We start from the raw sequence: 20,012 nt of genomic DNA on the forward strand, positions 1-20,012 counted from the left end.
ACAGGGATTGACAGTGGATATGGAACCTGTGGTCAACCGCCCCGGGCCGCCCGCTCCCGCAGATATTCCAGCACCGCCGCCTGCTCCCCCGAGAACTCGATCCGCAGCCCTTTCTTTTCCCGCTGGAACACGTACATCGGGTCGTAATACTCACGCAACAGACCTTCGATCCACCCGCGATGCAAATCGACGGCGCCGCTGTTGGCCTGTTCGGCCAAGGCGGCTTCCAGGATGTCCTTCAGGCGTCGGTGGCGGTCGCCGCCCAGGCGTTTGTGGATGTTGTCCAGGCTTGCCAGCAGTCGCTCGGCAAACAGCGAGAAGCCTTCGTCGCCGTGCACCGCGACAAATTCCGCGCAAAGGTCGATGACGTAATCCTGCAGGATCCGCTCGACCCGACGCTCCACGCTGTCCTCCAGCCAGACCATCGGAACCTGTTGCATGCGCTGATACAAGGACAGCGGCAAGGCGCAACTACCGACCGCACGGCTCTCATCTTCCAGCACAAATTGCCCGATACCGGCGGCGCGCTTTTTCAGCACGTCCACGGCCAGGCGATTCTCGAAATCGATGTTGGACGGCTGGCCCGTGGCGCGTTTGCCGAAGCTCGAACCGCGATGGTTGGCATACCCTTCCAGGTCCAGGCTGTTGCCCAGTTGGCCCAGCACTTGGGTCTTGCCGGTACCGGTCATGCCACCCAACAGCACCAGGTCGCACTGGGCGACTGCCTGCTCGAGGGTGTCCAGCAAGAACGTGCGCATCGCCTTGTAGCCACCGCCAACCCGAGGGTAGTCGATGCCCGCTTCGTCCTTGAGCCACTGTTGGACGATCTGCGAACGCAAGCCGCCGCGAAAGCAATACAGCAAGCCTTCGGGGTGGGCCTTGGCGAACGCGGCCCAAGCCTGGATGCGCTGGGCCTTGGTCTCGCCGGACACCAGTTGATGGCCCAGGACGATGGCGGCCTGCTGCCCCTGCTGCTTGTAACAGGTACCGACGCGTTGCCGTTCGTTGTCGGTCATCAACGGCAAATTGACCACGCCGGGAAAGGCACCCTTGATGAATTCCACCGGGGCGCGCGTGTCCATCATCGGTAAATCATTGAGGAAGATGTCGCGGTAATCGGTGATGTCATGGCTCATCAAGACACCTCGACCGCGTGACTCTGTCGCTCGACCAACTCGCCGATGGGTTCCAGCGCCAGACCGAGTTCAGCGGCCACCCGCAGGAACTCGTCCTCGCCTTCGGGGGTGACGGCAATCAACAAACCACCGCTGGTCTGCGGGTCGCACAGCACGCGCTTGTGCAGTTCCTGGACCCGACCGACCTTGCTGGCGTAGCTGTCGTAGTTGCGCAGCGTTCCGCCCGGCACGCAGCCCAGGTCGAGGTAGTACTCGACGCCTGGCAAACGCGGCACCGCGTCATAGCGGATACGCGCGGTCAGTTGGCTGCCGTCGGCCATTTCAACCAAGTGCCCGAGCAGGCCGAAACCGGTGACATCGGTCATCGCGGTCACGCCGTCGAGCTTGCCGAAGCGGCTGCCAGGCTTGTTGAGGGTGCACATCCAGTCACGGGCCAGGCCAACATCGGCGGCGCGCAGCTTGCCCTTCTTTTCCGCCGTGGTGAGGATGCCGATGCCCAGGGGCTTGGTCAGGTACAAGCGGCAACCGGCGGTGGCTGTGTCGTTGCGCTTCATGTGGCGCTTTTGCACCAGGCCTGTCACCGCCAGGCCGAACATCGGCTCAGGCGCATCGATCGAGTGCCCGCCCGCCAGGGGGATACCGGCCTCGTCACACACGGAACGACCGCCGCGAATCACTTCCCGGGCGATTTCCGGGGCCAACACGTTGACTGGCCAGCCGAGAATCGCGATGGCCATCAGCGGGTCACCGCCCATGGCATAGATGTCGCTGATGGCATTGGTGGCAGCGATGCGGCCGAAATCGAAGGGATCATCGACAATCGGCATGAAAAAATCGGTGGTCGAAACCACTCCACGCTCCTCGTCGATGGCGTACACCGCCGCGTCGTCGCGAGAAGCATTGCCGACCCACAGCTTCGGATCGAGGTTCTGCGCACCACTGCCGGCCAGGATCACTTCCAGCACTTGGGGCGAAATCTTGCAGCCGCAACCGGCGCCGTGGCTGTACTGGGTCAGGCGAATCGGCTCGCTCATGGGCATACCTCTATTCAGTCAATTGGCCGATTCTAGCAGCAACGCCACCGACTCAGTGCCGCGCCGAGCATTCGCCCATACAACAGGCTGGGGCGATTCCCCCCAGCCCATCAGATGGAATTTTCCATTTCTGGAGGGATCACTTGAACATCACCCCCGCTTATCCAGCCAGGAGACTGCCGATGCGCCTCGCACCCGCTGCTGCCGACAGCACTCATATTGATTACGGCCTCGACACGCTATTTGGTCGCGAAACCAAAAGCGTCCACTGCCAGTTCGATGTCAAACGCCTCGACGACGGCGAACCGCCCTGGTTCGCGCTGCACGTGCGCCCGCCATTGCCGACGGATCTGGAAAAGGCCCAGATCGTGGTGTTCAGCGCCGAAGGCAAACGCATCAGCGGCATTGTCCGGCGAGCCGAACGCCTGGCTGATGACAGCCTGCAACTGGACGTGGAACCCGACTGAGGTTTCCCAGGCACCGCCTGCCATCGCGAGCAAGCTCGCTCCCACCGGGGCTGTCGAACCCAATGGCGAGACCCACACCGCCCCACTGTGGGAGCAGCTTGCTCGCGATGACGTTAGCCCAGACGCCCCAATCCTGGGGGAGTGCTCCGGCGTTACCACACTCCTTTCGCTGAAATGACGCCTCTTCGGCACAGGCGCTGGAGTCCGGTGCGACGCCCATGGGATGATCGGCCTTCAAGCGCGACCATCCGTGGAGAGTTTCAATGTCATTGCTGAGTAAACAAGCCGCCGCCCTGTTGCTGGGTGCCATCGCCAGCCTGGTCGTGGCATCCGCCCAGGCGGCCCCGGCCAAACCTGCCAGTGATGCGCCGGCGCAGAAGGTATCGATGCTCGGCGGCAAGTTCATCTTCACCTTGCCCAAGGGCTTCACGGCGACGCCTTTGCCCCCCGGCGAGGCTGCCCAGGGCACCGCCGGGGCGACGGGGACGATGTACAGCAATGCCACCAGCAAGACCGTGGTGATCGCAGCGGAAAACGTCATCATCAACGGGGCGAATGTGAAGGATGACGATGGTGCGTTCCTCGACACCACCGTGGCCGACTTCGCCGTTCAGCGCCTCAAGTCCCTGCCGGACGCCAAGATTCTCAGCGAAAAAAGCCTGAAGCAAAAAGGCACCGGCCTGGGCCTGCGACAGCTCGACACCCAGGCGACCCAGGGCGGTGGACCGACCCTCGACAGCACCTTGCTGGCTGCCTCCGGCACGCGCATGGCGGCGGTGCAAATCATTTCCCGGGCCAGCGACAAGGCAGGTCATGTAGCGTTGGTGAAACAGATCGCCAGCGGTCAATAAGCGCCCCGGGGGCCACAGTGGACCTGGGTGTCCGCAACATCTAAGTTCGTCGCCGAACCCTGTGGGAGCCGGGCTTGCTCGCGATGGCGTCGGCCCACATGGCATCGATGCAAGCTGACCCACCGCTATCGCGAGCAAGCTCAGCTCCCACAGGGTTTCGCCCACAGGGACTTAATAGTGATCAGGGATTAAGCCGCTCCAGCCAGGCCCGCAGGTCTTGGATCTCCAAGGCACTGATGCTGTGGCCGACGCCCGGGTAGGCATGGAATTCCGGTTCCAGCGCCAGCGTTTTCAGAAAGCTGTTGGCCTCGGTGCCATCGTGATACGGGATGATCGGGTCTGCCGTGCCATGACCGATGAACACCGCCAGTGTTCGTCGCGACTCGTCGGGGGCCAGCTCTGCCCGCAGTACCGACAGGACCCGCCCACCCATCGCGGCAATGCCGCCGACGGCTTCAGGGTGTCGCAAGGCCACTTCATAGCTCATCATCGCCCCCTGGCTGAACCCCACCAGGTAGACCTTGCTTGCATCGGTCGAATATTTGGCCCGGGCCTTGTCGATGAAGTCCAGCAGCATTTGGCCGCTGGCCTTCAGGTCCGAAGTGTCACCGTCATAAGCGCCGTCGCCCTTTTTCGCGAACCACTGGTAACGGTCCCGCTCCATGCTCTTCGGCGCTCGCACCGAGAGGTAGTTGTAGTCCCGGGGTAGCTCGTCCTTGAGTTCGAACAGGTCCTGCTCGTTACTACCGGAACCGTGCAGGAAGATCACCAGCGGTCGGTTCCGGGCGTGCTCATCGACTTGGGCCAGGTAGTTGAGCGGCAAGTCCGTGTGCAACGAGGGTTGGGCCTGCAACCCGGATGAGACCAGCAACAGAAACAGGGCGAGCGCTTTGAACATCGATCTTCCTCCATCGTTTCGATAGCCGCACGGCAAGGCGCGTGCGGTGAGGTAGACAGCAGTTATCAGTCGTTGATCAATTTCCCCGTACGAATCGGTTCACGCCCGGCGACTTTAGCCTGCCAGATACCCGGCTGCGTATAACGTCCACGGTCCAGGGCGAACAACACACCGCTGGTGCCGGCCCGCACGGTGGTGACCAGATCGCCCAAAGGGTCGACCACTTCAAACAGCGGATCGCCCCGCTCCACCCATTCGCCGGCCTCCCGCAGAAAACTCACCACGCCATGGTGCGGCGCGAACAGGTATTGCGTGCCTTCGAACGGAAAGCCTTCACAGCACTGCTCTGGCGCGGGCGGCCATTCCCCGGCGATGAAACCTTGCTCGGCCAGGAACCCGAGGATGGCTTCACAACTGGCCTGGGCCTGCTCCACCCGGGTATCGCCCATGCTGCCCAGCTCCAGCGTTGTCGCCAGGTTCGCCGGTGGGATTGCCGCCGCCGGAAAGGCCTTGGCCAGGCGCAACCAGGGCGCGGAGCAGGATTCATCGAACGAACTGCCGCCCGAATCCTCGCACAGCAACGCCACACCCGCTTTCAAGCGTGCGGCCAGGGAACGCCATTGCGGCCACTGTTGCGGCAAGGCGTACAAGTGGATAGCGGCCTCGAAATCGCAATGCAGATCCAGGGTAATGTCGGCGTCGCAGGCGTGGCGCAGCAGCAGGCGATGCAGCGCTTCGAGTTGCGAGGGAGGTGGCGGCAGGTCATCGAGGACCTCGGTCATGGCCTGGCGGATCAAGGTGATATTGGCAGCCGGATCGTCGCCCAGGCGCTCACCGATACGCTGCGCCACCGGTGCGCTGAGCTCCACGAAGGAACGGTTGAAATTCTTGCCGCTGCCCAGTTCGAAACGCCCCATGTGGGCACTTTGCAGGTGTTGATCCAGGCCGATGGGGTTGGCCACCGGCACCAGTTCGATCACGCCCTTGAGCATGCCCTGGGCTTCCAGGTCGTTGAGCCGCTGCTTCAGCTCCCAGGCGGTGCGCATGCCCGGCAGTTCATCGGCGTGCAGGCTGGCCTGGATGTAGGCCTTGCGCGGGCCGTGGCCGTAACGAAACACACTGAGCCGGCGTTCGGTGCCCAGGTGACTCCATGGCAAGGTATGGTCGATGCGTTGCATGAGGAACTCCGAATGGCGGCATGACGATAGACGCAGGGTAAACAATCGCCCATGAAAAAGGCGGCCGGCCGGGTCAACGGCGGGCCACCTGGGGTTCAGCGATTAATGCCCATAGACATCAAAGGCGAAGTATTTGTCTTGCACCTTCTTGTACGTGCCGTTGGCGCGGATTTCGGTGATGGCCGCGCTGAATTGATCGGCCAAGGCCTTATCGCCCTTGCGCACCGCAATGCCGGCGCCGCCGCCGAAGTATTTCGCGTCTTCATAAGTCGGGCCGACAAAAGCGAAGCCCTTGCCAGCGTCGGTCTTCAGGAAGCCTTCGTCGAGGGTGACCGAGTCGGCCAGCGTGGCGTCGAGGCGACCGGAGACCATGTCCAGGTTGGCTTCCTGCTGGGAGCCGTAGCGCACCAGGTCGATCCCGGCGGGTACCAGCACTTCGGTGGCGAAACGGTCGTGGGTGCTGGCGCGCAGCACACCGACTTTCTTACCCTTGAGTTCGGTCAGCGGATCCTTGACCGCGGTGCCTTCCTTCATCACGAAGCGCGCCGGGGTGTGGTAGTACTTGATGGTGAAATCAACGTTTTTCTTGCGATCGTCGGTGATGGTCATGGACGACAGGATCGCGTCGATTTTCTTCACTTTCAGCGCGGGGATCAGGCCATCGAACTCCTGCTCGACCCAGACGCACTTGACCTTCATCTGTTCACACAGCGCATCGCCGATATCGACATCGAAGCCGGCCAGCTTGCCGTCGGGGGTTTTCATCGAAAAAGGTGGATAACCGGCTTCGATCCCGAGGCGGATCGGCTTGGCGTCTTCGGCCACGGCCGACAGGGACAATACGGACAGTGCCAGGGCACCGAACATGGCTAGCTTCTTCATTTTCGCTCCTGAGTGCGCAGGTATTTTATTGGATCGTTATAGGCAGATTCATAGCAGCGTTCGGTCAGCAAAAACCGAAGTGGCCGGGAGTCTAGAGGGGCACTCAGGAGGGAAATTATGTTGAGGCGACAAATAGTTATAAAAACAGCCAGGTGCGTCCGGCGGTCACAGGATTTGCGAAAAGCCTGACAGGGAAACACTCCAAAGGCAGGTACACACCCTGTGGCAGATAACCCCTGTGGCGAGGGAGCTTGCTCCCGCTGGGCTGTAGGAGCTGTCGAGCGAAGCGAGGCTGCGATCTTTCCAAGGCTGGTTGAGCATCAAGCGAAAGATCAAAAGATCGCATGCTTCGCCAGCTCCTACAGAGCCCAGCGGGAGCAAGCTCCCTCGCCACAAAAGCCTGGTTGCAGGAGGAGTCAGCAATCGCAGCTGATCGCCTCGTCCGCCACGCGCTCCACCGAGCCGGTCAGGCGAAAGCCTTCATCGAGCCAGCCCATGACTCCGCCGATCATTTCCTTGACCGGGTAACCCAAGGTTGCCAGGCGCACCGCCGCCTTGTTCGCGCCATTGCAATGGGGACCGGCGCAATACACCACGAACAAGGTGGTCTTGGCATAGGCCGCCAGTGCCTGGGCGGTGAGCGTGCGGGTCGGCAGGTTGATCGCCCCGGGGACATGGCCGCGCTCATAGGCCAGCGGTCCGCGAACATCCACCAGCACAAAATCGACATGACCGGCCTGTTGACTGGCGTGGACGTCGGAACAATCCGTTTCGAACGACAAGCGACGGCTGAAATGCTCCAAGGCAATATCGGAAGGGGCGGCAGGCACTTCGCGAACCAGGCTGGTCATGGGTGTGTACTCCAAGGGTAGATAAAAGCGTGGAGAGACTTTATCCCCCCGATGCTTGCCGCTACAGTGGCGTACAAGACACTCTGTGGGAACTTTCCGACAAATGCAGCCTATCTCGGGTTTGGTCGCGATCCTCGCCTACGACGGCCTGTGCACCTTCGAATTCGGTGTCGCCGTCGAGATTTTCGGATTGGAACGGCCGGAATTCAATTTCCCTTGGTACGAGCATCGGATCGTCGCGGTCGATGATGGCCCGATGCGCGCCATGGGCGGCTTCCAGGTATTGGCCGATGGCGGCATGGAACTGCTCGAAACCGCCCGGACCATTGTCATACCAGGCTGGCGCAGCCGCAGCGAGCCACCGTCCCAGGCGCTGCTCGACGCATTGCGCAGGGCCCATGCCCGTGGGGCGCGCCTGTTGTCGATCTGCTCCGGCGCCTTCGTGCTGGCCGCCGCCGGCCTGCTCGATGGCCTCGGCGCCACGACTCACTGGCGCTACACCGACGAACTGGCCAAGAGCTTTCCCGCCGTGCGGGTCGACCCGGATGTGTTGTACGTCGACTCGGGGCAGGTCATTACTTCGGCGGGCAGCGCCGCCGGCATCGATGCCTGTCTGCACCTGGTGGCACGGGACTATGGCCTTCAGGTCGCCAACACCGTGGCGCGCCGGTTGGTGATGACACCGCAACGGACCGGCGGCCAGGCGCAGTTCATCCCCTCGCCGGTCAGCCGTACGCCACGCAGCGACCTGTCAAGCGTCATGCAATGGGCCCGCGAGCGCCTGCACGAACCCCTCGGCGTGCGCGAGCTGGCCAGCCAGGCGGCCATGAGCGAACGCACCTTCCTGCGCCACTTCACCCAGGCCTGCGGTGTGTCGCCCAAGGCCTGGCTGCAACACGAGCGCCTGGCCCGGGCCCGGGAGCTGCTGGAAAGCACCGGCGACAACACCGACAACATTGCGCAACTGTGTGGTTATCGCTCGGTGGAAAGCTTTCGCGTGGCGTTTCGCAGCGTGGTGGGGTTGGCGCCGTCGGTGTATCGGGAACGGTTTGGGCGGGGATGAAGATGCCGGGGGATCATGCCCCTCCGTGGCGAGGGAGCTTGCTCCCGCTCGACTGCGCAGCAGGCGCTGTAGGAGCTGCCGAAGGCTGCGATCTTTTATCTTTCCCTTGGGACTCAAGTGCCTAGGGAAAGATCGCAGCCTCGTTGCACTCGACAGCTCCTACAGGCCCAGCGGGAGCAAGCTCCCTCGCCACAGGGTGAGGTGCAAGCGTCATCGTGGCTTACGCAACAAATACGTATCCATGATCCACCCATTGGCCTCTCGCGCGGCCTTGCGGGTGCGTTCGATGTCATCGGCCACGTCTCCCAGCCGGCCGGCGATCAGGATTTCATCCGGCATTCCCACATAGGCGCCCCAATAAATCTGCGTATCGGGATCGCTGGCCTGGCGATAGCCATCCTCGGCATCGAGCATCACCACCACACTGGCTGCATCGCCCACCTGCCCCGCCACCAAACGGCGTCCGGTGGTGATTTCCAGCGAACCGCCAATAGTGTTCAACGGCACTTTGTGCCGGGCGGCCAGGGCCTGGAGACTGGTGATGCCGGGGATCACCTCGAATTCGAAAGCGCAGCGGCCCGCCTCGAGAATCGCCTGCAGGATGCGCACGGTACTGTCGTACAACGCCGGATCGCCCCACACCAGAAAACCGCCCCGCTGGCCGCAGGACAGTTCTTCATTGATCAACCGTTCGAAGGTGGCCTGTTTGGCGCGATTCAGCGCTTCGACGCTGTCCTTGTAGTCCAGGTCGCCGCGTTGGCGTTCCGGGCTATAGGCTTCGACGAAACGGTAGGTCCGATCAACGATGTAGCGTCGACAGATTTCACGCCGCAGGTCCAACAGCTGGTCCTTGGCCGGGCCCTTGTCCATAAGGAAGACCACGTCCAAGCGGTTCAAGGCTTTCACTGCCTGCATCGTCAAGTGGTCCGGATCGCCGGTCCCAATACCAATGACGGATAACTGCTTCATCGCGGCGACTCCTGGCCAGGTTCCTGGGCGCGCAATCGCCATACGCCGTTGAAACGCAACTCCAGGGTGGACAACGGTTCGATGTCGATCCGGTTGAACGTGGCGGCCGGGCAACCCAAGACGGTCATCAGCGCGGCACGAATCACGAAGGGGTGGGTGACGGCCAGCAGATGCCCCGGTCGGGCCTCCAGACTGGCCAGCCAGTTTGCAACACGGCGACACAACCGGGCGACGGATTCACCACCATGGGGAGCCGCCTCGGCATCGTCGAGCCAGGTTTGCAGGGCCTGCGGTTCAACCTTGAGCAATTCATCGATGGACAATCCGCGCCAGCGTCCAAGGTCACAATCGGCCAGGGCCGGGTCCACCTGAGGCTCGTCGCCGAACAGCGCGGCGGTCTGGCGAGTGCGCAGCTCCGGCCCGCAGAGCAGTTGCCTGACGTTTCGATAGCCATGCTCGACCTGCCCACGGCGCCCCAGCCAGCCGGCGTCCAGGGCTTCGTCCAGACCGAAGCGCGCCTGCTTCTGGGCAACGGTGCGGGCGTGGCAGATCAACGTCAGGCGAGTGGTTTTCACACTGGATTCTCGGGTAATCGGACGGGGCCCATGGGCTGAATATTCACGGGTTTAGTTGTACAGCACCTTATACGAAATCAAATAACTGAGACAAAAAGGTGTTATTTCCGACGACTCCATGAGCAACGACTGACATACCAGGCCCACCTGACCAAGACCAATTCCTACAGGGCTTTCGCACAACTTTGGAGCATTTTAAACGGAACGTAAAAACCACTGGACATGTAGCACTAGCTACATAAATACTGTTTTCAGGAGTTATGAAAGAAAACCAACATTCATCCAGGCAAGGAGCACGGATGCCGCCCCTCAGAGACCTGATCACCGATCCCGGCCTGGTATTGACGCCGTCGGAACGCAAGGTCGTACGTGCCCTGCTCGATCATTACCCACGCAACGGCCTCGGTCCGATGTCACGCCTGGCAGACCATGCCGGTGTCAGCGACCCGACCATCGTGCGGCTGGTGAAAAAACTCGGGTTTGGCGGTTATGCCGAATTCCAGGATGCACTGCTCAGCGACATGGACCATCGCTTGCGCTCCCCCCGCACCCTGTTGCAACCGCGGGCCAAGTTGCAGCAAGGCGATACGTGGAGCCAGTACCTGGCCGCCAGCCAACGCAACCTCAGCGACACCCAGGCGCTGACCCAACCCGAAGACGTGCGCATTCTCGTGCAGTGGTTGCTCGACAGCCGCCATCAGGTGCATTGTTTCGGCGGCCGTTTCAGCAGCTTTCTTGCCCATTACTTGCTCAATCATTTGCGGCTGCTGCGCGCCGGCTGTTTTGCCCTGGAAGACAACGCCCAACTGCCTGACCGCCTGTTCGACGTGCAGCGCCAGGACGTGGTGCTGATTTTCGATTACCGTCGCTACCAGGCCCAGGCCCTGCGCGTGGCCAGCGCGGCCAAGGCGCGGCACGCCCGGGTCGTGCTGTTCAGCGACGTCTATGCTTCGCCGTTGCGCGAGCTGGCGGACCTGATCATCAGCGCCCCGGTGGAATCGGTCTCGGCTTTTGACAGCCTGGTGCCGGCGCTGGCCCAGGTCGAGGCCCTGATCGCCTGCCTGACCCTGCAATGCCCTGAGCTGGCCGAACGCCTGGAAGGTATCGACGCCTTGCGCACGGAATTCAACACGCACCTGTTGGAGGAAAAATAAGGATGTTCTCGCTCCCCCATCGCTCGCCCCGGGATTTGCCGTTCACTCGCCAACACACGGCATTGCTGTTGGTGGACATGCAACGCGCCTGGCTGGAACCGCAATTCGATGCCCACCTGCACAGCCCCGACGCCGCGTATTTCCTCCAGCGGGCCCGCCAGCAGGTCATTCCCAACCAGCAGCGCCTGCTCAACGCCATGCGAGACGCGCGGCAAAACGTACTGCACACCCACATCGAAAGCCTCACCGCCGATGGCCGCGACCGCTCCCTGGATCACAAGCTGTCGGACATGCACCTGCCCAAGGGCAGCCCTGAAGCGCGGATCATTGCCGAGCTGACGCCGCAGGAAAACGAAATCGTGCTGCCCAAGACCTCCTCCGGGGTGTTCAATTCCACCAACATCGACTATGTGCTGCGCAACCTGGAGACTCGGCACTTGATCGTCGCTGGCATCGTCACCGACCAGTGCGTCGACATGGCCGTGCGCGACGCCGCCGACCGCGGCTACCTGGTCACGCTGGTGGAAGATGCCTGCGCCACTTACACCGAACAACGGCACCTGGCGTGCCTGAACGCGATCAAGGGCTACTGCTGGATTACCGATACCGACACGGTACTCGCTCGCCTGCAGGAGATGCAGCCATGAGCCGCCCCGATGCCGCCGCCCTCCTCGCACCGCTGCCGGTCACGACCCTGGTGACCACCGACCTGATCGGCGTGACCCGTGGGCGCTCGTTTCCCAGCGATGAATTGCCCCACTACGTCGCTGCCGGCTGTGGCTGGGTGCCAGCCAACAGCGCGTTGACGCCTCAGGACATCATCGCTTCGACCAACCCCTGGGGCGCCTATGGCGACCTGCGGCTGGTGCCGGACCTGTCCAGCCGGGTGACCATCAACAATGGCCCCGATGCCCAAGCGCCGGCCCTGGACTTCATCCATTGCGACATTCGAGAGACCGACGGCCGGCCTTGGAGCGCCTGTCCGCGCACGCTGCTGCAGGATGAAGTGGAGCGTTATCGCAGCGAACTGGGCCTGCAAGTTTTCGCCGCCTTCGAGCATGAGTTCAATCTGGCTGCCACCCCTGTGCAGCCTGATCGCCTGGCTTTCAGCCTCCAGGCCCAGCGCCAGCAAGCCGGGTTCGCCGGCTGGTTGCTCAGCGCCCTGCGGGCCGGCGGCGTCGAGCCGGAAATGTTCCTGCCGGAATATGGCAAGCAGCAATACGAAATCACCTGCCGCCCGACCCTGGGCGTGGCCGCTGCCGACCGGGCCGTGAACGTCCGGGAAATCACCCGCGAGATCGCCCGGCAGATGGGCCTGGACGTGAGTTTCGCCCCCAAGACCTCGGAACATGCCGTGTGCAACGGCGTGCATCTGCACCTGAGCCTGCAAAACCTGAGCGCGGATCCGGTGCTGCATGACGCCGCCAGCAGCAATGGCTTGTCCAGCCTCGGCCAGCATTGGGCCGCGGGTGTGCTGCATTATCTGCCGGCGCTGTGTGCGCTGACCGCGCCGACGCCGCTGTCTTACGAGCGCCTGCAACCTCATCACTGGAGCGCCTCTTATGCGTGCCTGGGACAGCGCAACCGCGAAGCGGCGCTGCGCATCTGCCCTACCGTGAGCCTCGGCGGGAAACCACTGGCGAACCAGTACAACCTGGAGTTCCGCGCCATGGACGCCACCGCCTCGCCGCACCTGGCGATGGCCGCGCTATTGATTGCCGGACGGCTGGGCATCCAGCAACGGCTGCCATTGCAGGCGGTCACCGATGAAATACCCGATGAGCTGGATGAAACACAACGCCGCGCCCGTGGCATTATCGCCCTGCCGACAACCCTGGCACAGGCACTGGACTGCCTGCGCCACAGCGGGGCGTTGCTCGAAACCCTGCCCGGCCCGCTGGTCGAAACCTATTTCGCCTTGAAGGGCCAGGAGTTGGCCTTGACCCAGGCGCTCACACCTGCCGAGCGTTGCGAGCACTATGCACGAATCTATTGAATGTGCTGAAACGGGCCTCTACACCAGGCCAGCCTATCGATTGACCCGGGAAGACTCCGACCACCCGGTGCTGCTGGTGTGCGAACACGCCAGCCGTTTCATTCCCGTGGCGCTGAACGACCTGGGCCTGGATGAAACCGCGTCCCAGGAACACATTGCCTGGGACATCGGCGCCCTGCTGCTGGCCGAACGCCTGTCCGAAACCCTCGGCGCGACCTTGCTGTCGGCCAATTACTCACGGCTGTTGATCGACCTCAACCGCCCGCTGCACGTGCCCGATAGCATTCCGGCCCAGAGCGAGATCTACCAGGTCCCGGGCAACCACGACCTGGACGAGGCCACCCGCGAATATCGCCAGCAGTGCCTGTTCCATCCCTTCCATGATCGGTTGCGTGCGTTGATCGACCAGCGCCTGGCGGCCAACCGGCCGGTGCGCGTGGTGGGCATCCACAGTTTCACCCCGGTGTTCTATGGCCAGCCACGCGCACTGGAAGCCGGCGTGCTGTTCGGCGAAGCCAAGGAATACGCCCAGCACATCGTCGACGGGCTGAGCCGGCATTCGCTGCGGGCAGCGGGCAACCAGCCCTACAAGATCAACCCCCTGACCGACATGACAGTCCCGGTGCACGGCGATGGCCGCGGCCTGGATTCGGTGCTGATCGAAGTGCGCAACGACCAACTGCGCAGCCCCGAATCGGTACGGACCTGGAGCGCCTACCTGGCGCCCCTGTTGTAGAGGTGCAGCGGCAAGTTTTTAGCGACAAGCGGTAAGCAAAAGCAAATACAACAGCTGAAAAGGAAAACGGCTCATGAGCATTGAGGCATTTGGCTACAAACAGGAATTGAAACGCGGCCTGTCACTGACAGACCTGGTGGTCTACGGGATGATTTTCATGATCCCCATCGCACCGTTCGGCGTGTATGGCTACGTCAACGCCGAAGCCCCGGGAATGGTGCCGCTGGCCTACATCATCGGCATGGTGGCGATGCTGTTTACCGCGTTGAGCTACGGCAGCATGGCCCGGGCCTTTCCGGTGGCAGGCTCGGTCTATTCCTACGCGCAACGGGGCCTTAACCCACACGTCGGGTTCATCGCCGGCTGGCTGATGCTGCTGGACTACCTGCTGATCCCGCCACTGCTTTATGTCTACGCCGCCATGGCGCTGAACCATTTATACCCGGACATTCCCAAGGTCGGTTTCATCCTGGCCTTCCTGGTGAGCGCGACCTTCGTCAACCTGCGGGGCATCACCTTCACCGCGCGGATGAACATCATCTTTCTGCTGGCACAATTGGTAGTCTTGGGAGTTTTCCTGTTCTACGCCTGGAATGCCCTGCAGGGTGGGGCCGGTCACGGCCAACTGACCCTGGCGCCGCTGTACAGCCCGGAACACTTCAACTTCGCCTTGCTGATGCAAGCCGTGTCCATCGCGGTGCTGTCGTTCCTGGGCTTCGACGCCATTTCCACCCTGGCGGAAGAGGTCAAGGGTGACCCGGGGCGCAGCGTCGGCAAGGCGGCACTGGTGACCTTGCTGGTGATGGGGGCGATTTTTGTGGTGCAGACCTGGATCGCCACCGACCTGGCGGCCGGCATGGGCTTCAAATCCGCCGACACCGCGTTCTATGAAATCGCCGAGCTGGCGGCCGGCAGTTGGCTGGCCACCTTGACCGCGGTGGCCACGGCCCTGGCCTGGGGCGTGGCGGTGGCGATCACCTCCCAGGCAGCGGTGTCGCGCCTGTTGTTCGGCATTGCCCGGGACGGCCAGTTGCCCAAGGTGTTGGCCAAGGTCCATCCGAAACACAACACCCCCTACATGAGCATCTATCTGGTGGCGGTGCTGTCGTTGCTGATCTGCTACCTGTTCATCAACGCCGTGGACACCCTCACCTCCCTGGTCAATTTCGGCGCCCTGAGCGGCTTCATGTTGCTGCACATCACGGTCATCAACCATTACTGGCGCCGCCAACAGTCCGGCCAACTGATTCGCCACGTGATCTGCCCGCTGGTCGGCTTCGTGATCGTCGCGGCCATCATGTACAACATGGGCGTGGCTGCGCAGAAGCTCGGCCTGATCTGGATTGCCGCGGGGGTGGTCTATCTGTGCCTGCTCAACAAATTCGGCAGTCGTACCGCCCTGCCCGATCCGGCAGGTCAATGAGGGGCGGCGGTCGAAAGGGTTCGGCCAGCCGTGGTTAAAACGCGTGGACATCGACAGTGATCGTCAGGCCCGGTGCCAGTCACCGGGCTCCCTGGAACAGGAGTGCAATCCATGCTGGCCTTACGTCCAGTTCAATTAGCCGATCTGCCGCAACTGCAACAATTGGCCCGTGACAGCCTGGTGGGCGTCACGTCGCTGCCGGACGATACCGGGCGTCTTGAGGAAAAAATCCTCGACTCGTGCGCCTCGTTCGCCGCCGATGTGCAGGGGCCGGGGGCGGAGAATTATTTTTTCGTCCTGCAGGACTTGGAATCCGGGCGCCTGGTGGGTTGTTCGGAGATCCTTTCCAGCACCGGTTGCAACGAGCCGTTCTACAGCCTGCGCAACCGGCCGTTTTCCAGCGAGTCCCGGGAGCTGAACATCCAGCATGGCGTGCCCGCACTGTCGTTGTGCCAGGACCTCAACGGGCAAACGCTGCTGCGTGGCTTCCACATTGACGCCGAGCGGGTGCGCACGCCGGCATCGGAGCTGCTGTCCCGGGCCCGGCTGATGTTCATCGCCGCCCACCCCCAGCGCTTTGCCGAGTCGGTCATCACCGAAATCGTCGGTTTCAGCAGCGAAGACGGCCAGTCGCCCTTCTGGGACGCCATCGGCCAGCACTTCTTCGACCTGCCCTATGTCGAAGCCGAACGATTGTGTGGCTTGCAGAGCCGGACCTTTCTCGCCGAACTGATGCCGCAGTACCCGATCTACGTGCCCATGCTCCCGCCAGCGGCCCAGGCCTGCATCGGCCGTGTCCATCCCGACGGCCAGGAAGCTTTCGATATCCTCGAACGCGAGGGTTTCGAAACCAACAGCTACGTCGATATCTTCGACGGCGGGCCGACCTTGCATGCCCGTATCGCCCATATCCGTTCCATCACGCAAAGTCGCCTCACCACCGCCAGGCAGAGCCTGCAGATTGACGCCCGCGGCCTGTACCTGGTGAGCAACGAGCACCTGGGCAGCTACCGGGCCATTATTGCCGAGCTGGACGTCAACGCCGACGGCCCGGTGGCCCTGTCACCCGCCATGCTGACCGCCCTGGACATCCAGGACGGCGCGCGGATCCGGGTGGTTGCCCTATGAGCCTCATTCGAACCCATGGCTTGCACCGACGCTTGGAACGACACGACAAAGGAGCTGCAGCATGATTGTTCGTCCGGTGGCCATCACCGATCTGCCTGCCTTGCTGGACCTGGCCCGTTGCGCGGGGCCCGGGTTCACCAGCCTGCCGGCCAACGAAGAGCGCCTCGCCCATCGTGTTCGCTGGGCCCAGCGGACCTTTGCCGGGCAAGTCGAACGCGCCGATGCCGACTACCTGTTCGTGCTCGAAGACGATGATCGACAGGTGGTGGGTATCAGCGCCCTGACTGGGGCGGTGGGGCTGCGTGAGCCCTGGTACAACTATCGGGTCGGGGTCACGGTCAGTTCGGCGCCGGAGCTGGGGATCCAGCGGCAGATCCCGACGTTGTTTCTCAACAATGAGATGTCCGGGCAATCGGAAATCTGCTCATTGTTCCTGCACCCCGAGCAACGCCACGGCCACAACGGCCGCTTGCTGTCCCTGGCACGCCTGCTGTTCGTGGCCGAGTTTCCCCATCTGTTCGGCGAAAAACTGATCGCCGAACTGCGCGGCCACGCCGACGAACAAGGCTGTTCGCCGTTCTGGGACAGCCTGGGACGGCACTTTTTCAAGAAGGATTTCAGCTACGCCGACCAGTTGTCCGGCATGGGCAACAAGTCGTTCATCGCCGAGCTGATGCCACGCCAGCCGCTGTACACCTGCCTGCTCACCGAACAGGCCCAGGCGGTGATCGGCAAGGCTCACCCGAACACCGAGCCGGCGCTGAAGATCCTCAGTGCCGAGGGTTTCAGCCATAAGGGCTACATCGACATTTTTGACGGTGGCCCGGTGATCGAGGCGCCAGTGTCGAAGATCCGCAGCGTCCGCGACAGCCAGGCGCTGACCCTGGCTATTGGCACCCCGGATGAACGCGCACCGGTCTGGCTGATCCACAACCGGCGCCTGGAAAACTGCCGTGTGACCAGCGCCCGCGCGCACTTGCATGGCCACACCTTGGTGGTCGATCGCCTCATCGCCAAACGCCTGCAAGTGCAACCGGGTGATACCGTGCGCGCCGTGGCGTTGCCCAGGCAGGGGCAACAGGCGGTGGCGGCATAGCCCGCGTATCCGTTGGCTACCGGCCTTCGGGGCCTGGGACCGTTGCTCTGATGCCATAACGGCATCGTCCATACGCATTCGTCATCATCTTTGCGCTTGCCACGTGATAGCCTTTGGATCTTTCGGCGTTGACACTTTTGCTCAAGCCTTTCCATTCCATTGGTGGAACTCATATGTCCAGGCTTTCCCATCAAGATTTGCGTCGTAACTTTCGTCAACTACTGGCTTCCAAGACCTGCTACCACACCGCCTCGGTGTTTGACCCGATGTCGGCGCGCATTGCCGCCGACCTGGGTTTCGAAGTGGGCATCCTCGGAGGCTCGGTGGCATCGTTGCAAGTATTGGGCGCGCCGGACTTCGCCCTGATCACCCTCAGCGAATTTGCCGAACAGGCCACCCGTATCGGTCGCGTGGCCCAGCTGCCATTCATTGCCGACGCCGATCATGGCTATGGCAATGCCCTGAACGTGATGCGCACCATCATCGAACTGGAGCGGGCCGGCGTTGCGGCGTTGACCATCGAGGACACCTTGCTGCCGGCCCAGTTCGGGCGTAAATCCACCGACTTGATCGGCGTGGCCGAGGGCGTCGGCAAGATTCGCGCGGCGCTGGAAGCGCGAGTCGATCCGGAAATGGCGATCATCGCCCGGACTAACGCGGGGATCCTGCCGGTGCAGGAAATCATCAGCCGGACCCAGCAATATGAACGTGCCGGGGCGGACGGGATTTGCATGGTGGGCGTGCAAGACTTCGATCATCTGGAGAAAATCAGCGAAAACCTGACGGTGCCGCTGATGCTCGTCACCTATGGCAACCCGTTGCTGCGCGACGACAAGCGCCTGGCCGAACTGGGCGTGCGCGTGACCATCGACGGCCACGGCGCCTACTTCGCCGCGATCAAGGCGACCTATGACAGCCTTCGCGAACAACGGCAGATCTTCACCCAGGCCTCGGACCTCAGCGCCACCGAACTGACGCACACCTACACCCAGCCCGAGGAGTACATCCGCTGGGCCGAGGAATACATGAGCGTCAAGGAATAAGCGGACTCGCCCCCACAGGATCAGCCTGTGGGAGCAAAGCTTGCTCGCGATGGCGTGGCATCTCCCACATTGATGCAAGCTGGCCCACCGCTGTCGCGAGCAAGCTTTGCTCCCACAGAGGCCCATGGTGGGCCAGATCCTAGCCCTTGCTGCGCAGCATCTCCTTGGGCACGTACTTGCCGATCTCGAACTTGCCAATCGCGGCGCGGTGGACTTCATCCGGGCCGTCGGCCAGGCGCAGGGTGCGTTGCATGGCGTACATGTAGGCCAGCGGGAAATCGTTGGAAACCCCAGCGCCACCGTGGATCTGGATCGCCCGGTCGATGACCTTCAAAGCCACGTTCGGCGCGACGACCTTGATCTGGGCGATTTCGCTTTTCGCCACTTTATTGCCCACGGTGTCCATCATGTACGCCGCCTTCAGTGTCAGCAGGCGCGCCATGTCGATTTCCATCCGCGAGTCGGCGATCCTGTCGATGTTACCGCCCAGCCGCGCCAACGGCTGGCCAAAAGCGGTGCGGCTGACGGCCCGCTTACACATCAATTCCAAGGCGCGCTCGGCCATGCCTATCGAACGCATGCAGTGGTGAATCCGGCCCGGACCTAGGCGCCCCTGGGCAATCTCGAAGCCGCGGCCTTCACCCAACAGGACGTTTTCGTACGGCACCCGCACGTTATCGAACAGCACCTCGGCATGGCCGTGGGGCGCATCGTCGTAGCCGAACACCGGCAACGGCCGGACGATCTTGACCCCAGGCGTGTCCACCGGCACCAGGATCATCGAATGCTGGGCATGGCGTGGGGCATCGGGGTTGCTCAGCCCCATGAAAATCAGGATCTTGCAGCGCGGATCGCAGGCGCCTGAGGTCCACCATTTCTTGCCGTTGATCACCCACTCATCGCCGTCACGCTCGGCGCGGGCGGCCATGTTGGTGGCGTCCGAGGAGGCCACGTCCGGCTCGGTCATGGCAAAGGCCGAGCGAATCTCACCGCGCAGCAGGGGTTCGAGCCAGCGTTGCTTCTGTTCTTCGTTGGCGTAGCGCACCAGCACTTCCATGTTGCCGGTGTCCGGCGCCGAGCAGTTGAACGGCTCCGGCCCCAGCAACGAACGCCCCATGATCTCTGCCAATGGCGCGTATTCCAGGTTGGTCAGGCCGGCACCCAGTTCGGACTCTGGCAGGAACAGGTTCCACAGGCCTTCCGCCTTGGCCTTGGACTTGAGCTCTTCCATGATGGCCGTGGGTTGCCAGCGGTCGCCTTCGGCCACTTGCCGTTCGAACACCGCTTCGGCCGGGTAGACGTAGGCGTCCATGAACGCCGTGACGCGTTCACGCAGTTCCTGAACCTTGGGGGAATAGGCAAAATCCATGAGCAGCACCTTCTTGGCAGAGGTTGTTTTAGGTCATGAAATCGATGCTAGTTCAGCTACGAAAATTTACCTAACCTATTCTCGGCGTGTATTAACATTCATCACCGATATATGTTTCACTGATTCTCATCGCCACCCGGCACCTCACAACAAGCCCAAGAAC

The 20,012-nt window shown here is 62.5% G+C and carries 20 protein-coding genes; 11 read left to right on the forward strand and 9 right to left on the reverse strand.

Features of this window, described 5'->3' with window-relative positions; genetic code table 11:
* Window positions 1-32: 32 nt before the first annotated feature.
* Window positions 33-1,136 (reverse strand): tRNA 2-selenouridine(34) synthase MnmH, encoded by a 1,104-nt coding sequence (mnmH, locus tag J3P88_RS19835; protein WP_434571142.1) that lies wholly within the window; start codon window positions 1,134-1,136, stop codon window positions 33-35.
* Window positions 1,136-2,170 carry a selenide, water dikinase SelD gene (gene selD, locus J3P88_RS19840; protein ID WP_186710062.1) on the reverse strand — a complete coding sequence of 345 codons (1,035 nt, stop codon included), beginning with the start codon at window positions 2,168-2,170 and terminating at the stop codon, window positions 1,136-1,138. Before selD ends, mnmH begins: the two co-directional genes overlap by 1 nt.
* A 182-nt stretch (window positions 2,171-2,352) precedes the next feature.
* Between selD and J3P88_RS19845 the strand changes: the two genes are divergently transcribed.
* Both J3P88_RS19845 and J3P88_RS19850 read left to right on the forward strand, forming a co-directional pair.
* A complete protein-coding gene (locus J3P88_RS19845; RefSeq protein ID WP_186710061.1) occupies window positions 2,353-2,637 on the forward strand; it encodes a hypothetical protein in 285 nt (94 codons plus the stop codon).
* Between the two features lie 263 nt (window positions 2,638-2,900).
* A complete protein-coding gene (locus J3P88_RS19850; protein ID WP_186730093.1) occupies window positions 2,901-3,488 on the forward strand; it encodes a hypothetical protein in 588 nt (195 codons plus the stop codon).
* Between the two features lie 181 nt (window positions 3,489-3,669).
* Here J3P88_RS19850 and J3P88_RS19855 read toward each other — a convergent pair whose 3' ends face one another.
* The 4 genes from J3P88_RS19855 to J3P88_RS19870 all read right to left on the reverse strand — a co-directional run bounded on the left by J3P88_RS19855 (window position 3,670) and on the right by J3P88_RS19870 (window position 7,297).
* Window positions 3,670-4,386 carry an alpha/beta hydrolase gene (locus J3P88_RS19855; RefSeq protein WP_434571145.1) on the reverse strand — a complete coding sequence of 239 codons (717 nt, stop codon included), beginning with the start codon at window positions 4,384-4,386 and terminating at the stop codon, window positions 3,670-3,672.
* Window positions 4,387-4,451: 65 nt separating this feature from the next.
* Window positions 4,452-5,564, reverse strand: coding sequence for a succinylglutamate desuccinylase/aspartoacylase family protein (locus J3P88_RS19860; RefSeq protein ID WP_434571147.1), 1,113 nt, complete (start codon window positions 5,562-5,564; stop codon window positions 4,452-4,454).
* Window positions 5,565-5,666: 102 nt separating this feature from the next.
* Window positions 5,667-6,446: an ABC transporter substrate-binding protein gene (locus J3P88_RS19865; protein ID WP_186710055.1), complete on the reverse strand. Its 780-nt coding sequence runs from the start codon at window positions 6,444-6,446 to the stop codon at window positions 5,667-5,669.
* Between the two features lie 416 nt (window positions 6,447-6,862).
* On the reverse strand, window positions 6,863-7,297 hold the full coding sequence (locus J3P88_RS19870) for a rhodanese-like domain-containing protein (protein WP_186730695.1): 435 nt from the start codon (window positions 7,295-7,297) through the stop codon (window positions 6,863-6,865).
* Between the two features lie 103 nt (window positions 7,298-7,400).
* On the opposite strand from J3P88_RS19870, the gene ftrA reads away from it, so the two are divergent.
* The gene (ftrA, locus tag J3P88_RS19875) at window positions 7,401-8,360 is read left to right on the forward strand and encodes a transcriptional regulator FtrA (protein ID WP_434571150.1); all 960 of its coding nucleotides are present in this window, start codon (window positions 7,401-7,403) and stop codon (window positions 8,358-8,360) included.
* A gap of 210 nt (window positions 8,361-8,570) precedes the next feature.
* Here ftrA and cobF read toward each other — a convergent pair whose 3' ends face one another.
* Together cobF and J3P88_RS19885 are read right to left on the reverse strand one after the other, a co-directional pair.
* A complete protein-coding gene (gene cobF, locus J3P88_RS19880) occupies window positions 8,571-9,329 on the reverse strand; it encodes a precorrin-6A synthase (deacetylating) (protein ID WP_434571152.1) in 759 nt (252 codons plus the stop codon).
* Window positions 9,326-9,904: a histidine phosphatase family protein gene (locus tag J3P88_RS19885; protein WP_434571154.1), complete on the reverse strand. Its 579-nt coding sequence runs from the start codon at window positions 9,902-9,904 to the stop codon at window positions 9,326-9,328. The genes cobF and J3P88_RS19885 overlap by 4 nt, the downstream gene beginning before the upstream one ends.
* Window positions 9,905-10,203: 299 nt before the next feature.
* Here J3P88_RS19885 and J3P88_RS19890 point away from each other — a divergent pair, with 299 nt between their 5' ends.
* The 8 genes from J3P88_RS19890 (at window position 10,204) to J3P88_RS19925 (ending at window position 18,480) form a co-directional block, all read left to right on the forward strand.
* Window positions 10,204-11,058, forward strand: coding sequence for a MurR/RpiR family transcriptional regulator (locus J3P88_RS19890; RefSeq protein ID WP_053183441.1), 855 nt, complete (start codon window positions 10,204-10,206; stop codon window positions 11,056-11,058).
* Window positions 11,059-11,060: 2 nt separating this feature from the next.
* On the forward strand, window positions 11,061-11,705 hold the full coding sequence (locus J3P88_RS19895) for an isochorismatase family cysteine hydrolase (RefSeq protein WP_434571156.1): 645 nt from the start codon (window positions 11,061-11,063) through the stop codon (window positions 11,703-11,705).
* Window positions 11,702-13,054, forward strand: a complete 1,353-nt coding sequence (locus tag J3P88_RS19900) for a glutamine synthetase (RefSeq protein ID WP_434571158.1) — start codon at window positions 11,702-11,704, stop codon at window positions 13,052-13,054. The genes J3P88_RS19895 and J3P88_RS19900 overlap by 4 nt, the downstream gene beginning before the upstream one ends.
* Window positions 13,038-13,790 (forward strand): N-formylglutamate amidohydrolase, encoded by a 753-nt coding sequence (locus tag J3P88_RS19905; protein ID WP_186730699.1) that lies wholly within the window; start codon window positions 13,038-13,040, stop codon window positions 13,788-13,790. Before J3P88_RS19900 ends, J3P88_RS19905 begins: the two co-directional genes overlap by 17 nt.
* Before the next feature lie 73 nt (window positions 13,791-13,863).
* On the forward strand, window positions 13,864-15,213 hold the full coding sequence (locus J3P88_RS19910) for an APC family permease (protein ID WP_434571160.1): 1,350 nt from the start codon (window positions 13,864-13,866) through the stop codon (window positions 15,211-15,213).
* A 111-nt stretch (window positions 15,214-15,324) separates the two neighbouring features.
* Window positions 15,325-16,341 carry an arginine N-succinyltransferase gene (locus J3P88_RS19915; RefSeq protein ID WP_186730701.1) on the forward strand — a complete coding sequence of 339 codons (1,017 nt, stop codon included), beginning with the start codon at window positions 15,325-15,327 and terminating at the stop codon, window positions 16,339-16,341.
* Between the two features lie 61 nt (window positions 16,342-16,402).
* Window positions 16,403-17,437, forward strand: coding sequence for an arginine N-succinyltransferase (gene astA / locus J3P88_RS19920; protein ID WP_434571162.1), 1,035 nt, complete (start codon window positions 16,403-16,405; stop codon window positions 17,435-17,437).
* Between the two features lie 173 nt (window positions 17,438-17,610).
* Window positions 17,611-18,480, forward strand: coding sequence for an isocitrate lyase/PEP mutase family protein (locus J3P88_RS19925; RefSeq protein ID WP_053120909.1), 870 nt, complete (start codon window positions 17,611-17,613; stop codon window positions 18,478-18,480).
* Window positions 18,481-18,619: 139 nt separating this feature from the next.
* Here the strand turns inward: J3P88_RS19925 and J3P88_RS19930 are convergent, their stop codons facing one another.
* Complete coding sequence (locus J3P88_RS19930) at window positions 18,620-19,849, reverse strand: acyl-CoA dehydrogenase (RefSeq protein WP_434571165.1); 1,230 nt, start codon at window positions 19,847-19,849, stop codon at window positions 18,620-18,622.
* Window positions 19,850-20,012 lie beyond the last annotated feature (163 nt).

The organism is Pseudomonas sp. Z3-6, assembly GCF_051131985.1.
GTDB lineage: Bacteria > Pseudomonadota > Gammaproteobacteria > Pseudomonadales > Pseudomonadaceae > Aquipseudomonas > Aquipseudomonas zanjanensis.

Coding starts and splice junctions, on each gene's coding strand:
- selD (WP_186710062.1), bottom strand. CDS start 2,170: ATGAGCGAGCCGATTCGCCTGACCCAGTACAGCCACGGCGCCGGTTGC.
- mnmH (WP_434571142.1), bottom strand. CDS start 1,136: ATGAGCCATGACATCACCGATTACCGCGACATCTTCCTCAATGATTTA.
- J3P88_RS19850 (WP_186730093.1), top strand. CDS start 2,901: ATGTCATTGCTGAGTAAACAAGCCGCCGCCCTGTTGCTGGGTGCCATC.
- J3P88_RS19900 (WP_434571158.1), top strand. CDS start 11,702: ATGAGCCGCCCCGATGCCGCCGCCCTCCTCGCACCGCTGCCGGTCACG.
- cobF (WP_434571152.1), bottom strand. CDS start 9,329: ATGAAGCAGTTATCCGTCATTGGTATTGGGACCGGCGATCCGGACCAC.
- J3P88_RS19890 (WP_053183441.1), top strand. CDS start 10,204: ATGCCGCCCCTCAGAGACCTGATCACCGATCCCGGCCTGGTATTGACG.
- J3P88_RS19905 (WP_186730699.1), top strand. CDS start 13,038: ATGCACGAATCTATTGAATGTGCTGAAACGGGCCTCTACACCAGGCCA.
- J3P88_RS19860 (WP_434571147.1), bottom strand. CDS start 5,564: ATGCAACGCATCGACCATACCTTGCCATGGAGTCACCTGGGCACCGAA.
- J3P88_RS19930 (WP_434571165.1), bottom strand. CDS start 19,849: ATGGATTTTGCCTATTCCCCCAAGGTTCAGGAACTGCGTGAACGCGTC.
- ftrA (WP_434571150.1), top strand. CDS start 7,401: ATGCAGCCTATCTCGGGTTTGGTCGCGATCCTCGCCTACGACGGCCTG.
- J3P88_RS19915 (WP_186730701.1), top strand. CDS start 15,325: ATGCTGGCCTTACGTCCAGTTCAATTAGCCGATCTGCCGCAACTGCAA.
- astA (WP_434571162.1), top strand. CDS start 16,403: ATGATTGTTCGTCCGGTGGCCATCACCGATCTGCCTGCCTTGCTGGAC.
- J3P88_RS19855 (WP_434571145.1), bottom strand. CDS start 4,386: ATGTTCAAAGCGCTCGCCCTGTTTCTGTTGCTGGTCTCATCCGGGTTG.
- J3P88_RS19845 (WP_186710061.1), top strand. CDS start 2,353: ATGCGCCTCGCACCCGCTGCTGCCGACAGCACTCATATTGATTACGGC.
- J3P88_RS19865 (WP_186710055.1), bottom strand. CDS start 6,446: ATGAAGAAGCTAGCCATGTTCGGTGCCCTGGCACTGTCCGTATTGTCC.
- J3P88_RS19870 (WP_186730695.1), bottom strand. CDS start 7,297: ATGACCAGCCTGGTTCGCGAAGTGCCTGCCGCCCCTTCCGATATTGCC.
- J3P88_RS19895 (WP_434571156.1), top strand. CDS start 11,061: ATGTTCTCGCTCCCCCATCGCTCGCCCCGGGATTTGCCGTTCACTCGC.
- J3P88_RS19925 (WP_053120909.1), top strand. CDS start 17,611: ATGTCCAGGCTTTCCCATCAAGATTTGCGTCGTAACTTTCGTCAACTA.
- J3P88_RS19910 (WP_434571160.1), top strand. CDS start 13,864: ATGAGCATTGAGGCATTTGGCTACAAACAGGAATTGAAACGCGGCCTG.